The organism is Mycolicibacillus koreensis, from assembly GCF_002104795.1.
Classification (GTDB): Bacteria; Actinomycetota; Actinomycetes; order Mycobacteriales; family Mycobacteriaceae; genus Mycobacterium; species Mycobacterium koreense.
The window spans coordinates 1-16,948 of the sequence record NZ_NCXO01000036.1 but is presented as its reverse complement, the minus strand read 5'-3'; the positions used below and the strand labels follow the sequence as shown (position 1 = coordinate 16,948).

The following is a 16,948-nucleotide window of genomic DNA, read 5'->3' as shown; positions in this document are numbered from 1 at the left end:
GCGTGCGTGACCACCTGCCCCCGGGCTTACCGCCCGACCCGTTTGCTGACGACCCGTGCGATCCCTCGGCGGCGCTGGACGCGATCGAGCCCGGGCAGCCGCTGGATCCGCACGAACGGACCGCGGTCGAAGCCGACCTGGCCGACCTGGCGATCTATGAGGCCCTGCTGGCGCACCGCGGGATCCGCGGCCTGGTGGTGTGTTGCGACGACTGCCAGGAGGACCACTACCACGACTGGGACATGCTGCGCGCCAACCTGTTGCAGCTCTTGGTCGACGGGACCGTCCGTCCCCACGAACCGGCCTACGACCCGGAACCGGACGCCTACGTGACCTGGGACTACTGCCGCGGCTACGCCGACGCCTCGCTCGATGAGGCCACCTCGGAGAACGAGCGCTACCGCTAGCGCCGGTTAGCAGCCGGTGAAAAGCCGGTCAGAGACCGGCCACCACGCCGCCGTCAGGGCGTTTCGGTCGACGCCGACGGTGCACTGACCGAATCGGTGTCGGTGGCCAGCCGCTCGGCCGGATCCACCACCGACGTTGGCGGGGTCTTGTTCTCGCCGATCTCCGACGTGGTCGGGGTCGGTGGCTGCGCACTCTCACTGCTCGACGGGGGCACCGCGGGTGCGGTGCTCGGTGTCGGGCTGCTCGACGGCGTCGGCGACGGCGTTGTCGACGGTGACGGCGCCGGGCCGGTCGTGGTGGTCGGTGATGCGGGTGTGGTCGATGACCCCGGCGTGGTCGGCTCGGAGCTCTCCCCCGGGGCCGCCCCGGAGGTCGGGGGCTGCGATTCGGGGGTCTCGGTGCCGGAGCTGTCGGGTCCGGGTGTGGTCGACAGGGTCACCGTCGTCGCCGGTGTGCCCGGGGGCGCACCGGGGTCGGGGGTGGCTTCCGGCGGCACGGTGGCGTCCGGGTCCTTGTTCTCGACCTTGACGTTCAACTGGTTCCACTGATCGATCAGGTCTTGACGGCGGGTGTTGTCGTTGACGGTCTGCACCGAGGTGTTGACCTTGGCCAACGCCTCGTGGGCCTGGTCCCATTGGCCGTCGGCGATCATCTGCTGCACCCGGTCGAGTTCGGTCTGGGCGGCCAGCACGACGTGCTCGTCGCGCACCGAAGCGGGTTCACCGAACAGCCCGCTGCGCAGCCCGTAGAGGGCGTCGCCGGGCTCGGCGGTCGCGATCAGCGCACCGAATCCGCCGAGGCCGAGCACGGTGGCCGCGACGGTGCCCACCAGCGTCATGCTGCGGTGGGCGCGACCGGGCGCCCGCGGCGGCGGGCCGGCCTGCTGGCCGTGCCGCAGCGCCTCGATCGCCTGGTTCTCGGCGACCAGCCCGGTCGCCGGCGGCCAGCGCAACTCGTCGCGCCAGCCGGCGAGCAGGTCGGTCAGCTCCTGGTCGGCCGGATCCGCGCCGGTCACCGGCCGGCCTTCGGCGAGGGCGTCGAGGAGCCGATCGGAGCGCGTCACCGCCTCCAGATCGGGGGTGCGACCGAACTCAATCATGGTCGCCCCTGACGACCTCGGCGCGCAGACGGGTCAGCGCCCGGTGCTGAGCAACCCGGACCGCGCCGGGGGTGCTGCCGACGGCGTCGGCGGTCTCCTCCGCGGACAGGCCCACCACCACGCGCAGGGTCAGGATCTCGCGTTGTTTCGCCGGCAGCACCGCCAGCAGACGGTTCATCCGCTCGGCGGCGTCGGTCTTGAGGACCCGCTGCAGCGGCCCGGTGTCGACGGCGGCCATCTCCGGGACCGACTCGGTGGCATAGGCGCGGTTGCGGGCCCCGGCGCGATGCGCGTCGGCAACCTTGTGGGCGGCGATGCCGTACACGAAGGCCAGGAACGGTCGTCCCTGATCCCGGTACCGCGGCAGCGCCGTTAGGGTGGCCAAGCAGACCTCCTGAGCCACGTCGTCAGCCGACTGACCACTCCGCTCACCCGTGCCGATCCTGGCACGGCAGTACCGGACCACCAGGGGACGGATGGTCTCCAACACATTCCGGAGCGCATCACGATCCCCGGCCGCAGCGTCAGCCACGGCAGCATCGAGATGGTCTCCATGCATGGTCATCGACAGCGGCATCTCCAACGTTACGGCCCGGGCCTCCACCCGACATTCGGCAAATGTTCACCATAGCGACTGTCGAGGCAACCTCGGAGGTCGCGCAACGACGCCTTAACGGTTGCTCCATTCGCCGCCGCCGCGAATGACCTGCTCAGCGGCGGTGGTGCGCAGGTCATCGAGATCGCGGTCCGGCAGCGTCGCACTGCCGATGCCGGTGAGCAGGCTCGCCAGCGCCCAACACAGCGGGACGAGGCCGCCCTGCCGCGCCGCCGCCAGGGCTGCGTCGGCAAGGGTGCGTGCCGCGTCGATCTGGCCCGCGCTGCACAACGCCGCGGCGGCGACGACGTCGCTTTTGATCCGGTGGCGTGTCGAATCGCTCGCCGCGGCCAGGGTGCGGGCGCGCTGCGCGTGGCCGATTGCGGTGTCCCCCGCGCCGGTGGCCATCGCCAACTCGGCGCTGACCCAGGCGTGCCGGATCGGCAGGCGGGCTACCGCCGTGTCCAGGTCGGCGGCGCGCTCCAACAGTCGCGCCGAGGCGGCGAAACGCCTTACCCCGAGGGCATCGGCGGCCAGCCCCACCAGAGCATCGGACCGGGCCTGCGGGTCGGTGCCGGCGAGCGACAACGCCCGGCCGTCGTGGGTGCGCGCGCGGACGTGCCAGCCGAGCTGACGCCAGAACGAGCCGCGGGTGCTGTGCGCCAGTGATGCCAGCGGCCCGCCGGGGCGTGCGCGCAGCAGCGCGTCGAGGTCGGCGTGGGCGCTGGCGTAGCGCCCCTGGCCGCCGGCGGCCACCGCCCGCAGCCACAACTGCTCGGCGTCGGTGGCCGCCGGCAGCGGCCAGCGCGCCGTGTCGGCGCCGAACGCGGCATCGAACAAGTCCCCGGACAAGCCCCCGGACAGGCTTGAGCCGCCCGGCGGCGGTGCCATTGTCGTCATCGTCGATACATTTTAGTTAATTGTTGATGAGCGCAGAATTACGGGGGGTTTAAATACGCCACAGCGATTTTCCATACCGTTGGCCGCCGCGCCATCCAGGTCGCCGAAAAACCGTTGTGAACTGGGTGTTGTGACGTGCGTCTCGCGGACCCGAGGCCGGGATCCCGGCGGCGATAAACGCCGGGTTAATTCTTTTCCGTCGATCCGTTCGACACGACCGGAGCAGGGAATTGACCGGTTTTCCGTGACCTGTTTACGTTATCGCTGACGACAGGAGAGGAGTTTTGCGATGGTATTTCCCGAACAACTCCCCGGCCCCAACGCCGATCTGTGGGATTGGCAGCTGCAGGCGGCGTGCCGCGGTGCCGACTCGTCGATGTTCTTCCACCCGGACGGCGAGCGCGGCCATGAACGGCTGCGGCGCGAGCAGGTCGCCAAGGCCGTCTGCCGGCGCTGCCCGGTGGTCGACGCGTGCCGGGCGCACGCCCTGCAGGTCGGTGAGGCCTACGGCATCTGGGGCGGGCTCTCCGAACCCGAGCGGGCGGTGCTGCTGCGGCGCGGGCTGGGCCGGCGCCGCAGCGCCTGACCGCTGCCGCTGAGCTGAGCAGACGCGAAGGTCCCCGGAATCTCGGAGATTCCGGGGACCTTCGTGTCGTACTGGCGCCGTACTCGGGTTTCAGTGAGCGTGGCCGTGACCGGCGTGCTCGTCCTCCTCAACCGGCTTGTCGACCACCGCGGTCTCGGTGGTCAGCACCATGCGGGCCACCGACGCGGCGTTGAGCACCGCGGTGCGGGTGACCTTCACCGGGTCGATGACCCCGGCGGCGGCCAGATCCCCGTACTCGAGGGTGGCGGCGTTGAAGCCGTGCCCGGCCGGCAGTTCGGCGACCTTGGCGGTCACCACCGGGCCGTCGAGACCAGCGTTGGTGGCGATCCAGTGCAGCGGCGCGGCCATCGCGGAGGCCACGATGTCCACCCCGAGGGCCTCGTCCCCGGCCAGCGAGGAACGCAGCTTCGCCAGCGCCGCGCGGGTCTGCAGCAGCGCCGCACCACCGCCGGCGACGATGCCCTCCTCGACGGCGGCCTTGGCCGCAGCCACCGCATCCTCGACGGCGGCCTTCTTGGCCTTGACCTCGGTCTCGGTGGCCGCACCGACCTTGATCACCGCGACACCGCCGGCCAGCTTGGCCAGCCGCTCCTCGAGCTTCTCGCGGTCCCAGTCGGAGTCGCTGGCCTCGATCTCGGCGCGCAGCTGCTTGGCCCGGTCGGCCACGGCCGTGTCGGTGCCGCCACCGTCGACGATGACGGTGTCGTCCTTGCTGACCACCACCCGGCGCGCCGAGCCCAGCACGTCCAGACCGGCCTCGCGCAGCACCAGCCCCACGTCGGGGTTGATCACCTGCGCGCCGGTGACGATCGCCAGGTCCTCCAGGAACGCCTTGCGACGATCACCGAAGAACGGCGCCTTGACCGCCACCGCCTTGAGGGTCTTGCGGATCGCGTTGACCACCAGGGTCGACAGCGCCTCACCCTCGACGTCCTCAGCGACGATCACCAGCGGCTTGCCCGCCTCGGCGACCTTCTCCAACAGCGGCAGCAGATCCGGCAGCGAGCTGATCTTGTCGCGGTGCAACAGGATCAGCGCGTCCTCCAGCACGGCTTCCTGGGTGTCGAAGTCGGTGACGAAGTAGGCCGACAGGAATCCCTTGTCGAACCCGACCCCGTCGGTGATCTCCAGCTCGGTCTGCAGTGTCGAGGACTCCTCGACGCTGACCACGCCGTCGCCGCCGACCTTGGTCATCGCCTCCCCGACCAGCCGGCCGATCTCGGCGTCGCGGGAGGACACGGTCGCCACCTCGGCGATCCCGGCCTTCTCCGAGACCGGGGTCGCCGCGGCCAGCAGCGCCTCGGAGACCGCTGCGGCGGCCTTGTCGATGCCGCGGCCGAGTTCCATCGGGTTGGCCCCGGCTGCCACGTTGCGCAGGCCCGCCTTGATCAACGCCTGGGCCAGCACAGTGGCGGTGCTGGTGCCGTCGCCGGTGATGTCGTTGGTCTTGGTGGCCACCGACTTCACCAGCTGGGCACCGAGGTTCTCGAACGGGTCTTCTAGGTCGATCTCGCGGGCGATGGTGACCCCGTCGTTGGTGACGGTCGGACCACCGAACGCCTTGTCCAGCACCACGAAGCGGCCGCGGGGGCCGATCGTGACCCGCACCGCGTCGGCGAGCTGATCGATGCCGGCCTCCATGGCGCGGCGCGCGGTTTCGTCGTACTCAATGAGCTTGCTCATAGGCCTTTTCCTTTAACGAGTACCGCCCCGGAAATCACCCACGTACACGCGGGGATCGCCGGGGCGGGACACGGTTTTACTTGGAGACGACAGCCAGCACGTCGCGCGCCGACAGGATCAGGTACTCCTCGTTGTTGTACTTGATCTCGGTGCCGCCGTACTTGCTGTAGATGACGACATCGCCCTCGGCAACATCCAGCGGAATCCGCTTGTCACCGTCGTCGTCCCACCGGCCGGGGCCGACGGCGACAACGGTGCCTTCCTGCGGCTTTTCCTTGGCGGTGTCGGGGATGACCAGACCGGATGCGGTCGTGGTCTCGGCCTCATTGGCCTGAACGAGGATCTTGTCCTCGAGTGGCTTGATGTTCACCTTCGCCACGATTGGAGCCCTCCACTTGATCGGGGTATGGGTGCGGGGGCGATCCCCGAACCCGTCGAATTACCAGGTGTGTGGCATTCGTCCGGGTCCCTACGCCGTCGTCGCGGGTGCCGACACAGGGGCTGTCCGACTGCCACCTAGCACTCTATACATGAGAGTGCTAGCACTCAAGGCCGGGTCTCTGCTGTGTTGGGTCGGGCGGGCGTTCACCGGATCTGTCCGCGCCCCACCGGCAGGCCCGGGTCGGTGGCCACCGACAGCGCCGACGGTGCCGCACCGGCGGCCACCAGGTGTGCGGCGTAGGCGGCGATCATCGCGCCGTTGTCGGTGCACAGGCGCGGGGCCGGGATGCGCAGGGTCACACCCGCGGCCGCGCAGCGCTGGGCGGCCAGCTCACGCAGCCGCGAGTTGGCGGCCACTCCCCCGGCGATCAGCAAGGTGTCCACCCCGAGGTCGGTGGCGGCGCGCACCGCCTTCATCGTCAACACGTCGGCGACGGCCTCCTGAAAGCCGGCGGCCACGTCGGCGGGCGCGGCGTGCGGGTTCGCCTCCACGTGGCGGGCCACCGCGGTCTTCAGCCCGGAGAAGCTGAAGGCGTGGCGGGCGTCGCGCGGGCCGGTCATGCCGCGCGGAAACGCGATCGCGTCGCGGTCCCCGCCGTGGGCCAACTCGTCGAGGACCCGCCCACCCGGATAGCCCAGCCCCAGCAGGCGGGCGACCTTGTCGTAGGCCTCCCCGGCGGCGTCGTCGACGGTCGAGCCCAGTTCGACGATCGGCTCGGCCAGCGACCGCACATGCAGCAGATGGGTGTGTCCGCCGGAGACCAGCAGCGCCACACTCTCCGGCAGCGGGCCGTGCTGGTAGACATCGGCGGCCAGATGTCCGCACAGGTGGTTGACCGCGTAGAACGGCACCCCCCAGGCGGCGGCGTAGGCCTTGGCGGCGGCCACCCCGACCAGCAGCGCCCCGGCCAGCCCGGGCCCGATGGTCGCGGCCACCACGTCGGGGCGCTCGATCTGTGCGGCGGCCAGCGCGCGGCGCATGGTCGGGCCGAGTGCTTCCAGGTGCGCGCGCGACGCCACCTCGGGCACGACCCCGCCGAACCGGGCGTGCTCGTCGACGCTGGAGGCCACCTCGTCGGCGAGCAGGGTCAGGGTGCCGTCGTCGGCGAGCCCGGCGATGCCCACGCCGGTTTCGTCGCACGACGTCTCGATGGCCAACACGACGGTCATGGGGTCGCCCCCGCGGTGCCCGCCGGGTCACGACGCATGGTGTAGGCGTCGGCGCCGCTGGCCCGGTAGTAGCGTCGCCGCACCCCGACGGTCTGGAACCCGACGCTGCGGTACAGCGCGATCGCCGGCTCGTTGTCGGTGCGCACCTCCAGGAAGATCACATCGTCGCCGGCGAACGCCAGCAGCTCGTCGAGCAGCCGGCGACCGATTCCACGTCCCCGATGCTCCGGGTCGACGCCGATGGTGTGGATCTCGTATTCGAACGGTGCCGTGCGGCCCAGCCGGGAGATCCCGGCGTAGCCGACCAGGGTGTCGTCCAACCGGGCCGCGGCGTAATGGGTGTGGGGGGCAGCTAATTCACGCACGAACGCCGCCGCCGGCCACGGGTCGTCCCCGCCGAACAGTTGCGCTTCCAACTCCGCGCAACGGGCGGCGTCCGCACTGGTCAAGACGTCCATCCTCACCTGCGCTGCGGGGTCGCCGGCGGCCTTGGCGTCGGGGCGGCGCAGATACAGCGGACGCAGCGGCGCCGGCGCGGCGCCCCAGTCGCTCACCGCGGCTATCAGACCCGCCACCGTGGGCGCGGGCACGTCGAGCACCGGCAGGTCGAACAGCGCGGCATGTTCGGCGGATCCGGCGACCGCGGTGGACGCACCCACGTCGACCGCGTCGGGGGCCGACACTGCGGGGCCGTCGATGCGCTCACCGCCGCGGTAACGCGCCCAGTACACCTCGCGGCGGCGCGCATCGGTGACCACCAGCACCTCGGCACCCGGCGCGGCACCGGCGACCCGGCCGATCCCGTCGAGACTGCACACCCCGTACACCGGCAGGTGCAGCGCGTCACCGTAGGCGGCGGCGGTGGCCATCCCCACCCGCAGACCGGTGAAAGGTCCGGGACCGCAGCCGACCACCACCGCCTGCAGATCCTGCATCGTCAACCCGGATTCCTCCAGTGCGGCAAGGATATTGGGGGTGAGTTGTTCGGCGTGGGCGCGTGCACCGCGGGCGATCCGCTCGGCGAGCACCTCGGTGCGCTCACCGTGGCGCGCGATGCCGGCGGTGACCGCCGCGGTGGCGGTGTCGATGACCAACACGGTGCGACTCACCGCGACCACCGCCAGCTGGCTCTGCGCTCGGTCTCAGCACCGTCGGCGACGCGGTCCAGCCGGATCGCCAGATACCGTTCGGCGAGCCGTTCGGCCAGCCCCTCACCCCACTCGACCACCACCACCGCATCGGTGAGATCGGTGTCGAGGTCCAGCGAATCGAGTTCGCCCATCAGGTCCCCGCCGTGATCGAGCAGCCGGTAGAAGTCGACGTGCACCAGCGCCGGGGCGCCTGGGCGCCGCGCCGGATGCACCCGGGCCAGCACGTAGGTCGGTGAGGTGATGGGGCCATCGACCTCCATCGCCTCGGCGATTCCCTTGGTGAGAACGGTTTTTCCGGCCCCGAGCGGCCCGGTCACCACGACGACGTCGCCGGCGCGCAGCTCGGCGCCCAGCCGTGCGCCGAGCGCCCTCGTGTCGGCCTCGCCTGTCAACAGCGCGGTGCCGCAGTCTCGTTCAGGCACGACGGTGCAACCGCCGTGGCACGGAGACCAAAGTGTCGGGGGTGGCGCGCTGCACCAACTGCACGAGGGCGTCGTTGACGATGTCGGGAACCTCCAACGGCAGCAGATGCCCCGCTCCGGGGATGATCAGCAGTTCGCTGTTCGGCCCCGTCGCGCTCATCGCATCGGCCATCGCCCGGGAGTTCTCGGCGGGGGTGAGCAGATCGTGGTCGCCGCAGGCGATGAGGGTCGGGATCCGCGACAGCACCCCCAGCGCGGCGGATTCGTCGTGCACCTCCAGGGCGTGTAAGAACTCGACCGTGGTGGTGATGGCGGTGTCGTGCATCATCTGCTCGGAGAACCGCACCACCGACGGGCTGATTTTGCCGTCGCCGTAGGAACCCGCCCGCAGGATGGGGCCGATCACCGACCGGACCGCGCCGCGGCCGCGGTGCAGCAACGCCGGGGTGTAGCGGGCGGCGAACCGGACCGCCTCCAGCGCCGGGTTCTGCAGGATCTCCCCCAGCGGTGAGCGGTCCACCCCCTCGGCGGCCGACGACACCAGGGCCGCACCGACGATGCGCGGCCCGTACTGCTCGGGATATTGCCGGGCATGGGCGAGGACGGTCATCGCGCCCATCGAGTGGCCCACCACCACGATCGGCCCGCGCGGCGCCATGACCTGCAGCACCGATTCGAGGTCGCGGCCGAGCTGGGGAACCGTGTAGGTGGCCGGGTCGGCGGTGCCGGACTGGCCGTGGCCGCGCTGGTCGTAGAAGATCATCCGGGCCTGATCGCCCCACTCCTGCAGCAGTCGCACCCGCTGAAAGTGGAAGGCGGCCTTGCGGAGACAAAAACCGTGGGCGAACACCATGGTCACCGGGGCCCGCGGATCGCCGACCTCGCGCACCGTCAGCGGCACCCCATCGGGGGTGGTCACCACACAGCCGGGATCGTGGCGCAGCATTTCGAAATCCTCGCCGGCATACGGGTCATCGGTGGTGGTGCGCCGGGTCAGCGCCTGGGTGACCGTGGTGCCCGCCAGCGCCCCGACCGCCGTGAGCCCCGTCGCCCCGGCCAGCCAGCGGGTGCGGTGACCGCTATTCACGGTAGGTCCTGGTGACCCGCCCGCGCGGGCTGGTCACCACCTCGTAGTGGACGGTTCCCAACGTGTCGGCCCAATCCTGGGCGCGGGGCTCGCCGCCCTCGCCGGGACCGAACAGGATCGCCTCGTCACCCTCGGCGACGTCGACCGGACCCGGCCCCAGGTCGACGACGAACTGGTCCATACAGACCCGCCCGACGTTGCGGCGGCGCCGCCCGTTGATCATCACCTCGAACCGACTGCTGAGCGGCCGGAACACCCCGTCGGCGTAGCCGATCGGCAGCAACGCCAACGTGGTGTCACGCTCGGCGATCCAGGTGTGACCGTAGGACACCCCTTCACCCGCACGCACCGGACGCACCAGCGCCACCGTGGTTTTCAGCGTCATCGCCGGGATGAGGCCCAGGTCGCCGCGTTCGGGTAGCGGGCACAGACCGTAGACCGCGATGCCGGGACGCACCATGTCGTAGGCCAGGTCGGGGCGGGTCAAGGTGCCCGCCGAATTGGCCAGGTGCGCCACCTCGAAGCGCAGACCGTGGTCGGCGGCGAGGTCCACCAGCTCGGAGAACCGTTGCGCCTGGGCGTTGTTGGCCGGATGATCGGGCTCATCGGCGCAGGCAAGATGCGACATCAGCCCGCGCAGCCGGATGGCGTTGTCGGCGGCGGCACGGTGCAGCGCGGCGAACAACTCCGGCAGTTCGGCGGCCCGCGCCCCGTTGCGGTTCATGCCGGTGTCGGCTTTCACCGTGACCGTGGCGGTGCGCCCGGTGCGCTGCACCGCGTCGAGCAGGTCGTCGAGTTGGACCTGCGAGGACACCGCGATACCGACGTCGGCGGCGAGCGCACCGGCAAAGTCGGTGCCGGGCCGGTGCAGCCACGCCAGCACCGGCGCGCTGATGTCGTCGGCGCGCAGGGCCAGCGCCTCGTCGACGGTGGCGACCCCGAGCTCGGCCGCCCCCGCGTCCAACGCGGCGCGGGCCACCCGGGTGGCGCCATGGCCGTAGCCGTCGGCTTTGACCACCGTCATCACCTGGGCCGACCCGGCCGACTCCTGCAGCACCCGCACGTTGTGCGCGATCGCCGCGAGGTCCACGACGGCCTCGGCGATCAACCCGCTGGTCTGCGATGTCACAGTCATCTCCACCATTGTCCCAGAACCGGGCGGGTCAGCCCGCCGTGCCGCCCCGCACGCCGCGGCGGTGCACGAAGCGTCCCCGCCCGGGCGGGGGCGGGCTCAGTGCGCGAAATGCTGCTGTTCGTCGAAGTGGCCGCGGGGTTTGAGCTTGTCCAACGCCGTGACCGCCTTCACCGCGTCGTCGTGCAGCGCGCGGGCCAGGTCGGCCGACAGCCCCTCGCGGACCACGATCCGCAGCACCGCCACGTCGGAGGCGCCCTCGGGCATCGTGTAGGCGGGCACCTGCCAGCCGTAGGTGCGCAGCTCATGGGAGACGTCGAACACGCTGTACCCGCGATCCCCGGCCAGCCGGAAGGCCACCACCGGGATCGCCGAGCCGTCGGTGATCAGCTCGAAGTGCTCGCTGGCGGCCAGTCCGTCGCCGAGCCAGCGCGCGGTGTTCGACAGGGTCTGCATCACGCTGGTGTAGCCGTCCCGGCCGAGCCGCAGGAAGTTGTAGTACTGGCCGACCACCTGGTTGCCGGGCCGGGAGAAGTTCAGCGTGAACGTCGGCATGTCCCCGCCGAGGTAGTTGACCCGGAACACCAACTCGTCGGGCAGGTAGTCCGCCGAGCGCCACACCACGAACCCGACACCGGGATAGGTCAGTCCGTATTTGTGTCCGCTGACGTTGATCGACACCACCCGCGGGAGCCGGAAATCCCAGCGCAGGTCGGGGTGCAGGAACGGCACCACGAAACCGCCGCTGGCCGCGTCGACATGCACCGGCACATCGACGCCGCCTTCGGCGGCCAATTTGTCCAGCGCCGCGCAGATCTCGGCAATCGGCTCCAACTCGCCGGTGTAGGTGGTGCCCAGGATGCCGACCACCCCGATGGTGTCCTCGTCGACGGCGTCGACCACCTGCTCGGGGGTGATCACGTAGCGGTCTTCGGCCATCGGCAGGTAGCGGGGCTCCACATCGAAGTAGCGGCAGAACTTCTCCCACACCACCTGCACGTTGGTCCCCATCACCAGGTTGGGGGTGCGGCGCTTCCAGTCCTGCCCGGCCGCCTCGAGGCGTTGGCGCCAGCGCCATTTCATCGCCAGCCCGCCGAGCATCACCGCCTCGCTGGATCCGATGGTGGACACCCCGACCGCGCTGGTCGGATCGTCGTCACGCAGGCCCTCGGCGTGGAACAGGTCGGCCACCATGGCCACGCAGCGCTGCTCGATCGCCGCGGTCGCCGGGTATTCGTCCTTGTCGATCATGTTCTTGTCGAACGTCTCGGCCATCAGCTTCTCGGCCTCGGGATCCATCCAGGTGGTGACGAAGGTGGCCAGGTTCAGCCGTGAGCTGCCGTCGAGCATCAACTCGTCGTGGATGAACCGGTAGGCGGCGTCGGGGTCCATCGCCTCGTCGGGGAGCCGCAGCGCGGGCACCGGGGCGGTGGAGAGCCGGCCGGTGTAGGCCGGAGCGATCGAGTGTGAGGGAACAGACGGGTGGGACACGGGACATCCTTTCAGCGGGGGTCTGCGGCCGCGCCGGTGGCGCGGACCGCGGCGACGGCGGGACGGATATGGGCCAGGATGCGCGACGCTGAGGTGGGCGCCGGCACCGGACCGGGATCGGCGGCGGCGCGCAGCGCGGCCTCGGCATGCACCAACGCGGCGGTCGCGGCGGCCTCGGCCGGGCCGAGCCCGGCGGCCAGCAGCGCGCCGATCATCCCGGAGAGCACATCGCCGGAGCCGGCGGTGGCCGCCCACGATCCGCCGGCCGGGTTGAGATAGACCGGCCCGCCCGCAGCGGCGATCACGGTCACGTGGCCCTTGAGCAAAACGGTCGCCCCGAACCGGTCGGCCAACGCCCGGGTGGCGCCGACCCGGTCGGCGCCGGGCGGCTCCCCGGCGAGCCGGGCGAACTCCCCGGCGTGCGGGGTGAGCACCGTGGCGGCGGTGCGCTCGGTGACCAGGTCGGGGTGGGCGGCCAGCAGGGTCAGCGCATCGGCGTCGACGATGACCGGCAGGTCGCTGCCGAGGGCGAACCACAGTGCGGCGGCGGCGTGCTCGCCGGTGCCCAGCCCCGGCCCCACCACCCAGGCCTGCACCCGCCCGGCGGCGGCCGCGCTGTCGGCGACCACCACCTCCGGCCAGTGCGCCACCACCTCTGCGGCCGCTGAGCCGGCGTAGCGGACCATCCCGGAGGTCGCCGCGACCGCGGCACCGGCGCACAGGATCGCCGCGCCGGGATAGGCGGCCGAGCCGGCCAGCACCCCGGTCACCCCCTGGGTGTATTTGTCGTCGCTGCGCTGCGGCACCGGCCAGCGCTCGGCGGCGTCGGAGGCGTCGAATCCGAGCAGATCCGTGTCGGGAAGGTCCAGCCCGATGTCGACCAACTCCACACGCCCGCAGTCGGCCAGCGCGTGCACCGGTTTGAGTCCGCCGAACGTCACGGTCACCGCGGCCTGCACGGCCGGGCCGTTAACGGCCCCGGTGTGCGCGTCGACACCGCTGGGGATGTCGACGGCCACCACCGGGATGTCGGCGGCCGCGGCGAACACCGCGGCGGCCGCCGGCCGCAACGGACCGCGCCCGGAGATGCCGACCACCCCGTCGATCACCAGATCGGTGTCGGGGGCGACCGCGTCGACCAACCGGCCCCCGCAGCGGCGGAACGCCGCCAGGGCCTGCGGGTGGGTGCGCTCCGGGTTGAGCAGCACCGCGTCGGCGGCCACTCCGCGCCGGCGCAGCAGGGTGGCCGCCCACAGCGCGTCGCCGCCGTTGTCACCGGAGCCGATCACCGCGCAGACCCGCCGTCCGCTGACAGCACCGGTGCGTGCGCGGAGCTCACCGGCGAGGACGGTGGTCAGCCCGAACGCCGCCCGGCGCATCAGCACCCCGTCGGGCAGGGCGGCCAGCAGCGGCGCTTCGGCGGCCCGGATCGCCTCAACGCTGTAGTAGTGGCGCATCTGTCCCCGTCCGCTCCGATCTGGCCGCGCCTGCCCAGGTTACCGGCGCGGCCGGCGACGGTGACCGGTTTCGCCGGGCTGCGGTCCCGCGCGCGCCTAGGCTGAGGGCATGCTCTGGCTGTGCCGTACCTGTGGCGTCGAGCAGGCCGCCACCCCGGAGGTCTGCCCGATCTGCGCCGACGAACGCCAGTGGGTGCCCGCCGAGGGGCAACTGTGGACCACGCTGGCGGAGTTGGCCGCCGAGGGCACCCACACCGACACCGTCGAGTTGGAGCCGGGGCTGCTGGCCATCGGCGCCACCCCGAGGTTGGGGATCGGCCAGATGACCAAACTGGTCTGCACACCGCAGGGTTCGCTGCTGTGGGATCCGTCGGGGTTCGTCGACGACGCCGCGATCGAGGCGATTCACGCTCACGGCCCGGTGTTGGGGATCGCCGCCAGCCACCCGCACATGTTCGGCGCGCAGGTGGAGTGGAGTCACCGGCTCGGCTCGGTGCCGGTGTATGTCAACGCCGCCGACGCCGCCTGGGTGCAGCGCCTTGACCCGGTGATCGAGCAGTGGTCGCAGAGCGTGCAGTTGACCGACGCGTTGACGCTGGTTCAGGTCGGTGGCCATTTCCCCGGGAACTCGGTGGCCTGGTGGGGTGACGGCGCCGACGGACGGGGTGTTCTACTCACCGGCGACACGATCTTTCCCAACCCCGACCGCGCGTCGGTGGGGTTCATGCGCAGCTATCCCAACCTGATTCCGCTGTCGGGGGCGGTCGTGAGCCGGATGGCGGCCACGTTGGCGACGCTGCGTTTCGACCGGGCGTACGGGTTGTTCACCAATGCGATCGAGTCCGACGCGCAGGCGGTGGTGCAACGATCGGCCGAGCGTCACATCGCCTGGGTGCGTGGCGATTACGACGACCTGACCTGATCTCTGCCGCGCCTCCACTCACCGGTCCCGCCCCGACTCGATGACAGCCAGATACTCCTCGGGATCGTAGTAACGGCCGAAACTCATCAGCAAGAACACGAACACCCATCCGATCACCGCAAACGTCCCGACCGCGAGCGCCAGAAGCGCAGCCGGAATCGCCAGCAGTCCGCCACCGCCGAACAGCGTTGCGCCGACCGCGGCTTTGCCCCGGTTTCCCGCTCCCTTTTCCACGATCTCTTGCAGTCGAGCAATGTCTCCGGAGCGTTCGGCTTCCCGCACCTCCCGCCAGCTACGGATCGCCCACACAAACCCGCCGAGCAGCAACACCGTCAACACCGCCGAGATTGCCACCGTCGCGATACGGTTGCCGGCCGCCTCCACGAGACCAGACCAGAACGCAACGATGATTCCGATCTCCAGCGCTGCCACGCCGGTCCAGAGCACGGTGATCCCAACCCGCCGGATCCAATAGCGCCAACCGCGCTTCGCCCAGGTGGTTCCGAATATCCGAATCGATCGGACCTGCTCGCCTCCCGACATCGATTCACTCATCCGAAAATCCCGCTCCATACGGCCTTGCCCACGTCTTTGACCTGGTCATATGTGGCTTTGGCGCCGTTGGAAACCGAATGTCCCACGCCTTCGGCAATACCGGCGACCACGCCGTGTTGCTGGATGTTGTCCATCCAATGCTCGTCGACCATCGCGCTCGCGATATTGCCAACACCCACCACGACGCCGCCGGCAACCACCGCAACGCCAAGGGCAGGTGCGGACGCCGGAGCGGCTGCAACAACCAGTGCACCGGCTCCCAGCCCGGCGGCGCCTGTGACGACGTTCGAACTATACGACTGCAGCGTGCCGCGTCCCATATTGTGGTCTTCATAACCTTGGATGCCACCAATAAGTCCGGTTGCCGCGATATCGAGCACTGGTACATTCTTCAGGAATCCAAGCTTCGGCAAAACCTTGTTAAGCGCAGTCGAGTCACCAGCCAGATCCGCAAGCTTGATATTCAGCCAGTCCGATCCCAGGAGTACGCGTTCTGGACCAACTGTTTTACCGAGTCTGTCCGCAAGCACCTCTACATTTTTCAACGCTTGTGAGTGTGCACGTGCGGCTTCGCTGGTGGCCGGCAGTTTGAGCCCCTTAGCGGCATACTCTGCCTTGGCTGCCCGCAGCGGGCCTCGAGTTTCCTTGAAACGGCGACGAGCATCATTGAGGGCTGCACGCCGACTCTCGCGAAGCCCATCGATTACGTCGCGCTTTTCATTATTTGCGGTAAGTAAGCCACGAATGAACGAAGCAGCTGTCGCCTTGTCATCTAACCCCAGGCCAGGGTCTTCCCCTCCGTCCGGGGGCAGGATGATGCCGAGCATCTCGGAAAGGCTGTTGGCTGCGTCGTTCCGCGCTTTCTTCGCCAGGAGCATCGTTGAGTCGTAAAGCTCCTTGTACTCATTGGCCGCCTGCAATACATCCTTGGCCGGACTGACCGATGGGTCACCGGTCACTACCACCGTCTGGGGCTCCCCGCTCGGACCTATCGGGACACCCTTCGCCGCATAATCCGCCGCAGAGTTGTGGAGCTCGGCCTCTAAATCAGCGAGGGTATCGCCCAGCGCCTTGATCGTGGTGCCTGCTTCGGTGACAGCAGCATTGAGGGAGCCGATCTCGAAAGCGCTTCTTGACCACGTTGCCCGAAATGCATCGCCAGCGATTCCACGCCATTCGGCATCGCTGGCCAAGGTATTGATTTTGGACTCCAAATCAGTCACTATGGCGTTCGTCTTGGTTGTCGCCTTAGCCATCGCTGAACCCATTCCTTGAAGTCCAGGAATGTCACCGCCCACCCAGCTCATTTGGGACGGTCTTCCTCGGGCACCATGTCGTCATAGAGCGAACGGGTTCCATCCCATTGGAAATAGGCACCGGAATCGACTCGGTCAAAAGTGTCCCGTGCGCTCTTAACCTTGGCGGCGCGGCCCTCGAGCGAATCGACCACTGCAGCGTGACCGACGGCGAACGTTTCCGTCAATGCTTGCAAGACGCTGTTGAGATTCCCGTCCCCACCGTCAACAGGAGGCGGGTTAACGCTCGGAATGATTTGTTCGTAACTGGCCGCACCCCCCGCAAGGGACCGACGCAATTGATCAAGGTCATTCAGTACGACCTTAAATTCGGACATCATTCACCAGCCTTAACGCTTCCAAAGCCTCTTGCGACCATAACGGACTTACCAGATCGGCTGCCGGATCGACCAGCAATCCAGTCACACCTGAGTCGTTAATCAATTGAACCAATCGGGCTCTACGCCACCAACCTGGGTCTGCGGGTTCTGATCCGTGATGGTTGTTGATTGTGGAGTATCCGGCCGTGGTTG

At 69.5% G+C, this 16,948-nt stretch carries 19 protein-coding genes and 1 pseudogene; 3 read left to right on the top strand and 17 right to left on the bottom strand.

Translation table 11 applies throughout. The features are described from left to right. The first annotated feature begins 2 nt into the window (after positions 1-2). A complete protein-coding gene (locus B8W67_RS14960; RefSeq protein ID WP_069391105.1) occupies positions 3-407 on the top strand; it encodes a DUF5319 domain-containing protein in 405 nt (134 codons plus the stop codon). A gap of 53 nt (positions 408-460) precedes the next feature. On the opposite strand, the gene B8W67_RS14955 is transcribed toward B8W67_RS14960, so the two are convergent. From B8W67_RS14955 to B8W67_RS14945, 3 genes are all read right to left on the bottom strand, one after another. Next, positions 461-1,507: an anti-sigma-D factor RsdA gene (locus B8W67_RS14955; RefSeq protein ID WP_085304774.1), complete on the bottom strand. Its 1,047-nt coding sequence runs from the start codon at positions 1,505-1,507 to the stop codon at positions 461-463. Next, a complete protein-coding gene (locus B8W67_RS14950; RefSeq protein ID WP_069391246.1) occupies positions 1,500-2,072 on the bottom strand; it encodes a sigma-70 family RNA polymerase sigma factor in 573 nt (190 codons plus the stop codon). The genes B8W67_RS14955 and B8W67_RS14950 overlap by 8 nt, the downstream gene beginning before the upstream one ends. A gap of 105 nt (positions 2,073-2,177) precedes the next feature. After that, complete coding sequence (locus tag B8W67_RS14945) at positions 2,178-3,002, bottom strand: hypothetical protein (RefSeq protein WP_234806774.1); 825 nt, start codon at positions 3,000-3,002, stop codon at positions 2,178-2,180. Between the two features lie 289 nt (positions 3,003-3,291). On the opposite strand from B8W67_RS14945, the gene B8W67_RS14940 reads away from it, so the two are divergent. After that, entirely contained in the window at positions 3,292-3,588 is a 297-nt protein-coding gene (locus tag B8W67_RS14940; protein WP_069391103.1) for a WhiB family transcriptional regulator, read from the top strand. A gap of 90 nt (positions 3,589-3,678) precedes the next feature. On the opposite strand, the gene groL is transcribed toward B8W67_RS14940, so the two are convergent. From groL to B8W67_RS14895, 10 genes and pseudogenes are all read right to left on the bottom strand, one after another. Beyond that, a complete protein-coding gene (gene groL / locus B8W67_RS14935) occupies positions 3,679-5,292 on the bottom strand; it encodes a chaperonin GroEL (RefSeq protein WP_085304770.1) in 1,614 nt (537 codons plus the stop codon). Positions 5,293-5,368: 76 nt separating this feature from the next. Continuing rightward, complete coding sequence (groES, locus tag B8W67_RS14930) at positions 5,369-5,671, bottom strand: co-chaperone GroES (protein WP_069391101.1); 303 nt, start codon at positions 5,669-5,671, stop codon at positions 5,369-5,371. A gap of 206 nt (positions 5,672-5,877) precedes the next feature. Further along, positions 5,878-6,903 carry a tRNA (adenosine(37)-N6)-threonylcarbamoyltransferase complex transferase subunit TsaD gene (gene tsaD, locus B8W67_RS14925; RefSeq protein WP_085304768.1) on the bottom strand — a complete coding sequence of 342 codons (1,026 nt, stop codon included), beginning with the start codon at positions 6,901-6,903 and terminating at the stop codon, positions 5,878-5,880. Continuing rightward, on the bottom strand, positions 6,900-7,361 hold the full coding sequence (rimI, locus tag B8W67_RS21635) for a ribosomal protein S18-alanine N-acetyltransferase (RefSeq protein ID WP_234806776.1): 462 nt from the start codon (positions 7,359-7,361) through the stop codon (positions 6,900-6,902). Before rimI ends, tsaD begins: the two co-directional genes overlap by 4 nt. Positions 7,362-7,466: 105 nt before the next feature. After that, positions 7,467-8,000: pseudogene (gene tsaB, locus B8W67_RS21630) on the bottom strand (tRNA (adenosine(37)-N6)-threonylcarbamoyltransferase complex dimerization subunit type 1 TsaB); the annotation flags it as partial. 8 nt (positions 8,001-8,008) lie between these two features. Beyond that, the gene (gene tsaE / locus B8W67_RS14915) at positions 8,009-8,476 is read right to left on the bottom strand and encodes a tRNA (adenosine(37)-N6)-threonylcarbamoyltransferase complex ATPase subunit type 1 TsaE (protein WP_085304767.1); all 468 of its coding nucleotides are present in this window, start codon (positions 8,474-8,476) and stop codon (positions 8,009-8,011) included. Continuing rightward, positions 8,469-9,563 (bottom strand): alpha/beta fold hydrolase, encoded by a 1,095-nt coding sequence (locus B8W67_RS14910; protein ID WP_085304764.1) that lies wholly within the window; start codon positions 9,561-9,563, stop codon positions 8,469-8,471. Before B8W67_RS14910 ends, tsaE begins: the two co-directional genes overlap by 8 nt. Next, on the bottom strand, positions 9,556-10,704 hold the full coding sequence (gene alr, locus B8W67_RS14905) for an alanine racemase (RefSeq protein ID WP_372507498.1): 1,149 nt from the start codon (positions 10,702-10,704) through the stop codon (positions 9,556-9,558). The genes B8W67_RS14910 and alr overlap by 8 nt, the downstream gene beginning before the upstream one ends. 90 nt (positions 10,705-10,794) lie before the next feature. Then, positions 10,795-12,186, bottom strand: coding sequence for a glutamate decarboxylase (gene gad, locus B8W67_RS14900; protein ID WP_085304760.1), 1,392 nt, complete (start codon positions 12,184-12,186; stop codon positions 10,795-10,797). 11 nt (positions 12,187-12,197) lie between these two features. Further along, on the bottom strand, positions 12,198-13,643 hold the full coding sequence (locus B8W67_RS14895; protein WP_085304758.1) for an NAD(P)H-hydrate dehydratase: 1,446 nt from the start codon (positions 13,641-13,643) through the stop codon (positions 12,198-12,200). A 109-nt stretch (positions 13,644-13,752) separates the two neighbouring features. Here B8W67_RS14895 and B8W67_RS14890 point away from each other — a divergent pair, with 109 nt between their 5' ends. Further along, on the top strand, positions 13,753-14,565 hold the full coding sequence (locus B8W67_RS14890; RefSeq protein ID WP_085304757.1) for a hydrolase: 813 nt from the start codon (positions 13,753-13,755) through the stop codon (positions 14,563-14,565). Between the two features lie 18 nt (positions 14,566-14,583). Here B8W67_RS14890 and B8W67_RS14885 read toward each other — a convergent pair whose 3' ends face one another. The 4 genes from B8W67_RS14885 to B8W67_RS21135 form a co-directional block, all read right to left on the bottom strand. Further along, positions 14,584-14,997 (bottom strand): hypothetical protein, encoded by a 414-nt coding sequence (locus tag B8W67_RS14885; protein ID WP_165757320.1) that lies wholly within the window; start codon positions 14,995-14,997, stop codon positions 14,584-14,586. A 119-nt stretch (positions 14,998-15,116) separates the two neighbouring features. Next, positions 15,117-16,427 (bottom strand): WXG100 family type VII secretion target, encoded by a 1,311-nt coding sequence (locus tag B8W67_RS14880; protein WP_085304752.1) that lies wholly within the window; start codon positions 16,425-16,427, stop codon positions 15,117-15,119. Continuing rightward, the gene (locus B8W67_RS20595; RefSeq protein WP_133056126.1) at positions 16,424-16,753 is read right to left on the bottom strand and encodes a DUF6317 family protein; all 330 of its coding nucleotides are present in this window, start codon (positions 16,751-16,753) and stop codon (positions 16,424-16,426) included. Before B8W67_RS20595 ends, B8W67_RS14880 begins: the two co-directional genes overlap by 4 nt. Continuing rightward, on the bottom strand, positions 16,740-16,948 hold a 209-nt coding region (locus tag B8W67_RS21135), incomplete at its 5' end, for a hypothetical protein (protein ID WP_207567705.1). The genes B8W67_RS21135 and B8W67_RS20595, both read right to left, overlap by 14 nt.

What these genes read in the sequence shown, in the direction of transcription:
- B8W67_RS14955 (WP_085304774.1), bottom strand. Translation starts at nt 1,507, where the DNA reads ATGATTGAGTTCGGTCGCACCCCCGATCTGGAGGCGGTGACGCGCTCC.
- B8W67_RS14950 (WP_069391246.1), bottom strand. Translation starts at nt 2,072, where the DNA reads ATGACCATGCATGGAGACCATCTCGATGCTGCCGTGGCTGACGCTGCG.
- B8W67_RS14945 (WP_234806774.1), bottom strand. Translation starts at nt 3,002, where the DNA reads ATGACGACAATGGCACCGCCGCCGGGCGGCTCAAGCCTGTCCGGGGGC.
- B8W67_RS14940 (WP_069391103.1), top strand. Translation starts at nt 3,292, where the DNA reads ATGGTATTTCCCGAACAACTCCCCGGCCCCAACGCCGATCTGTGGGAT.
- groL (WP_085304770.1), bottom strand. Translation starts at nt 5,292, where the DNA reads ATGAGCAAGCTCATTGAGTACGACGAAACCGCGCGCCGCGCCATGGAG.
- tsaD (WP_085304768.1), bottom strand. Translation starts at nt 6,903, where the DNA reads ATGACCGTCGTGTTGGCCATCGAGACGTCGTGCGACGAAACCGGCGTG.
- rimI (WP_234806776.1), bottom strand. Translation starts at nt 7,361, where the DNA reads ATGGACGTCTTGACCAGTGCGGACGCCGCCCGTTGCGCGGAGTTGGAA.
- B8W67_RS14895 (WP_085304758.1), bottom strand. Translation starts at nt 13,643, where the DNA reads ATGCGCCACTACTACAGCGTTGAGGCGATCCGGGCCGCCGAAGCGCCG.
- B8W67_RS14890 (WP_085304757.1), top strand. Translation starts at nt 13,753, where the DNA reads ATGCTCTGGCTGTGCCGTACCTGTGGCGTCGAGCAGGCCGCCACCCCG.
- B8W67_RS14880 (WP_085304752.1), bottom strand. Translation starts at nt 16,427, where the DNA reads ATGAGCTGGGTGGGCGGTGACATTCCTGGACTTCAAGGAATGGGTTCA.
- B8W67_RS20595 (WP_133056126.1), bottom strand. Translation starts at nt 16,753, where the DNA reads ATGTCCGAATTTAAGGTCGTACTGAATGACCTTGATCAATTGCGTCGG.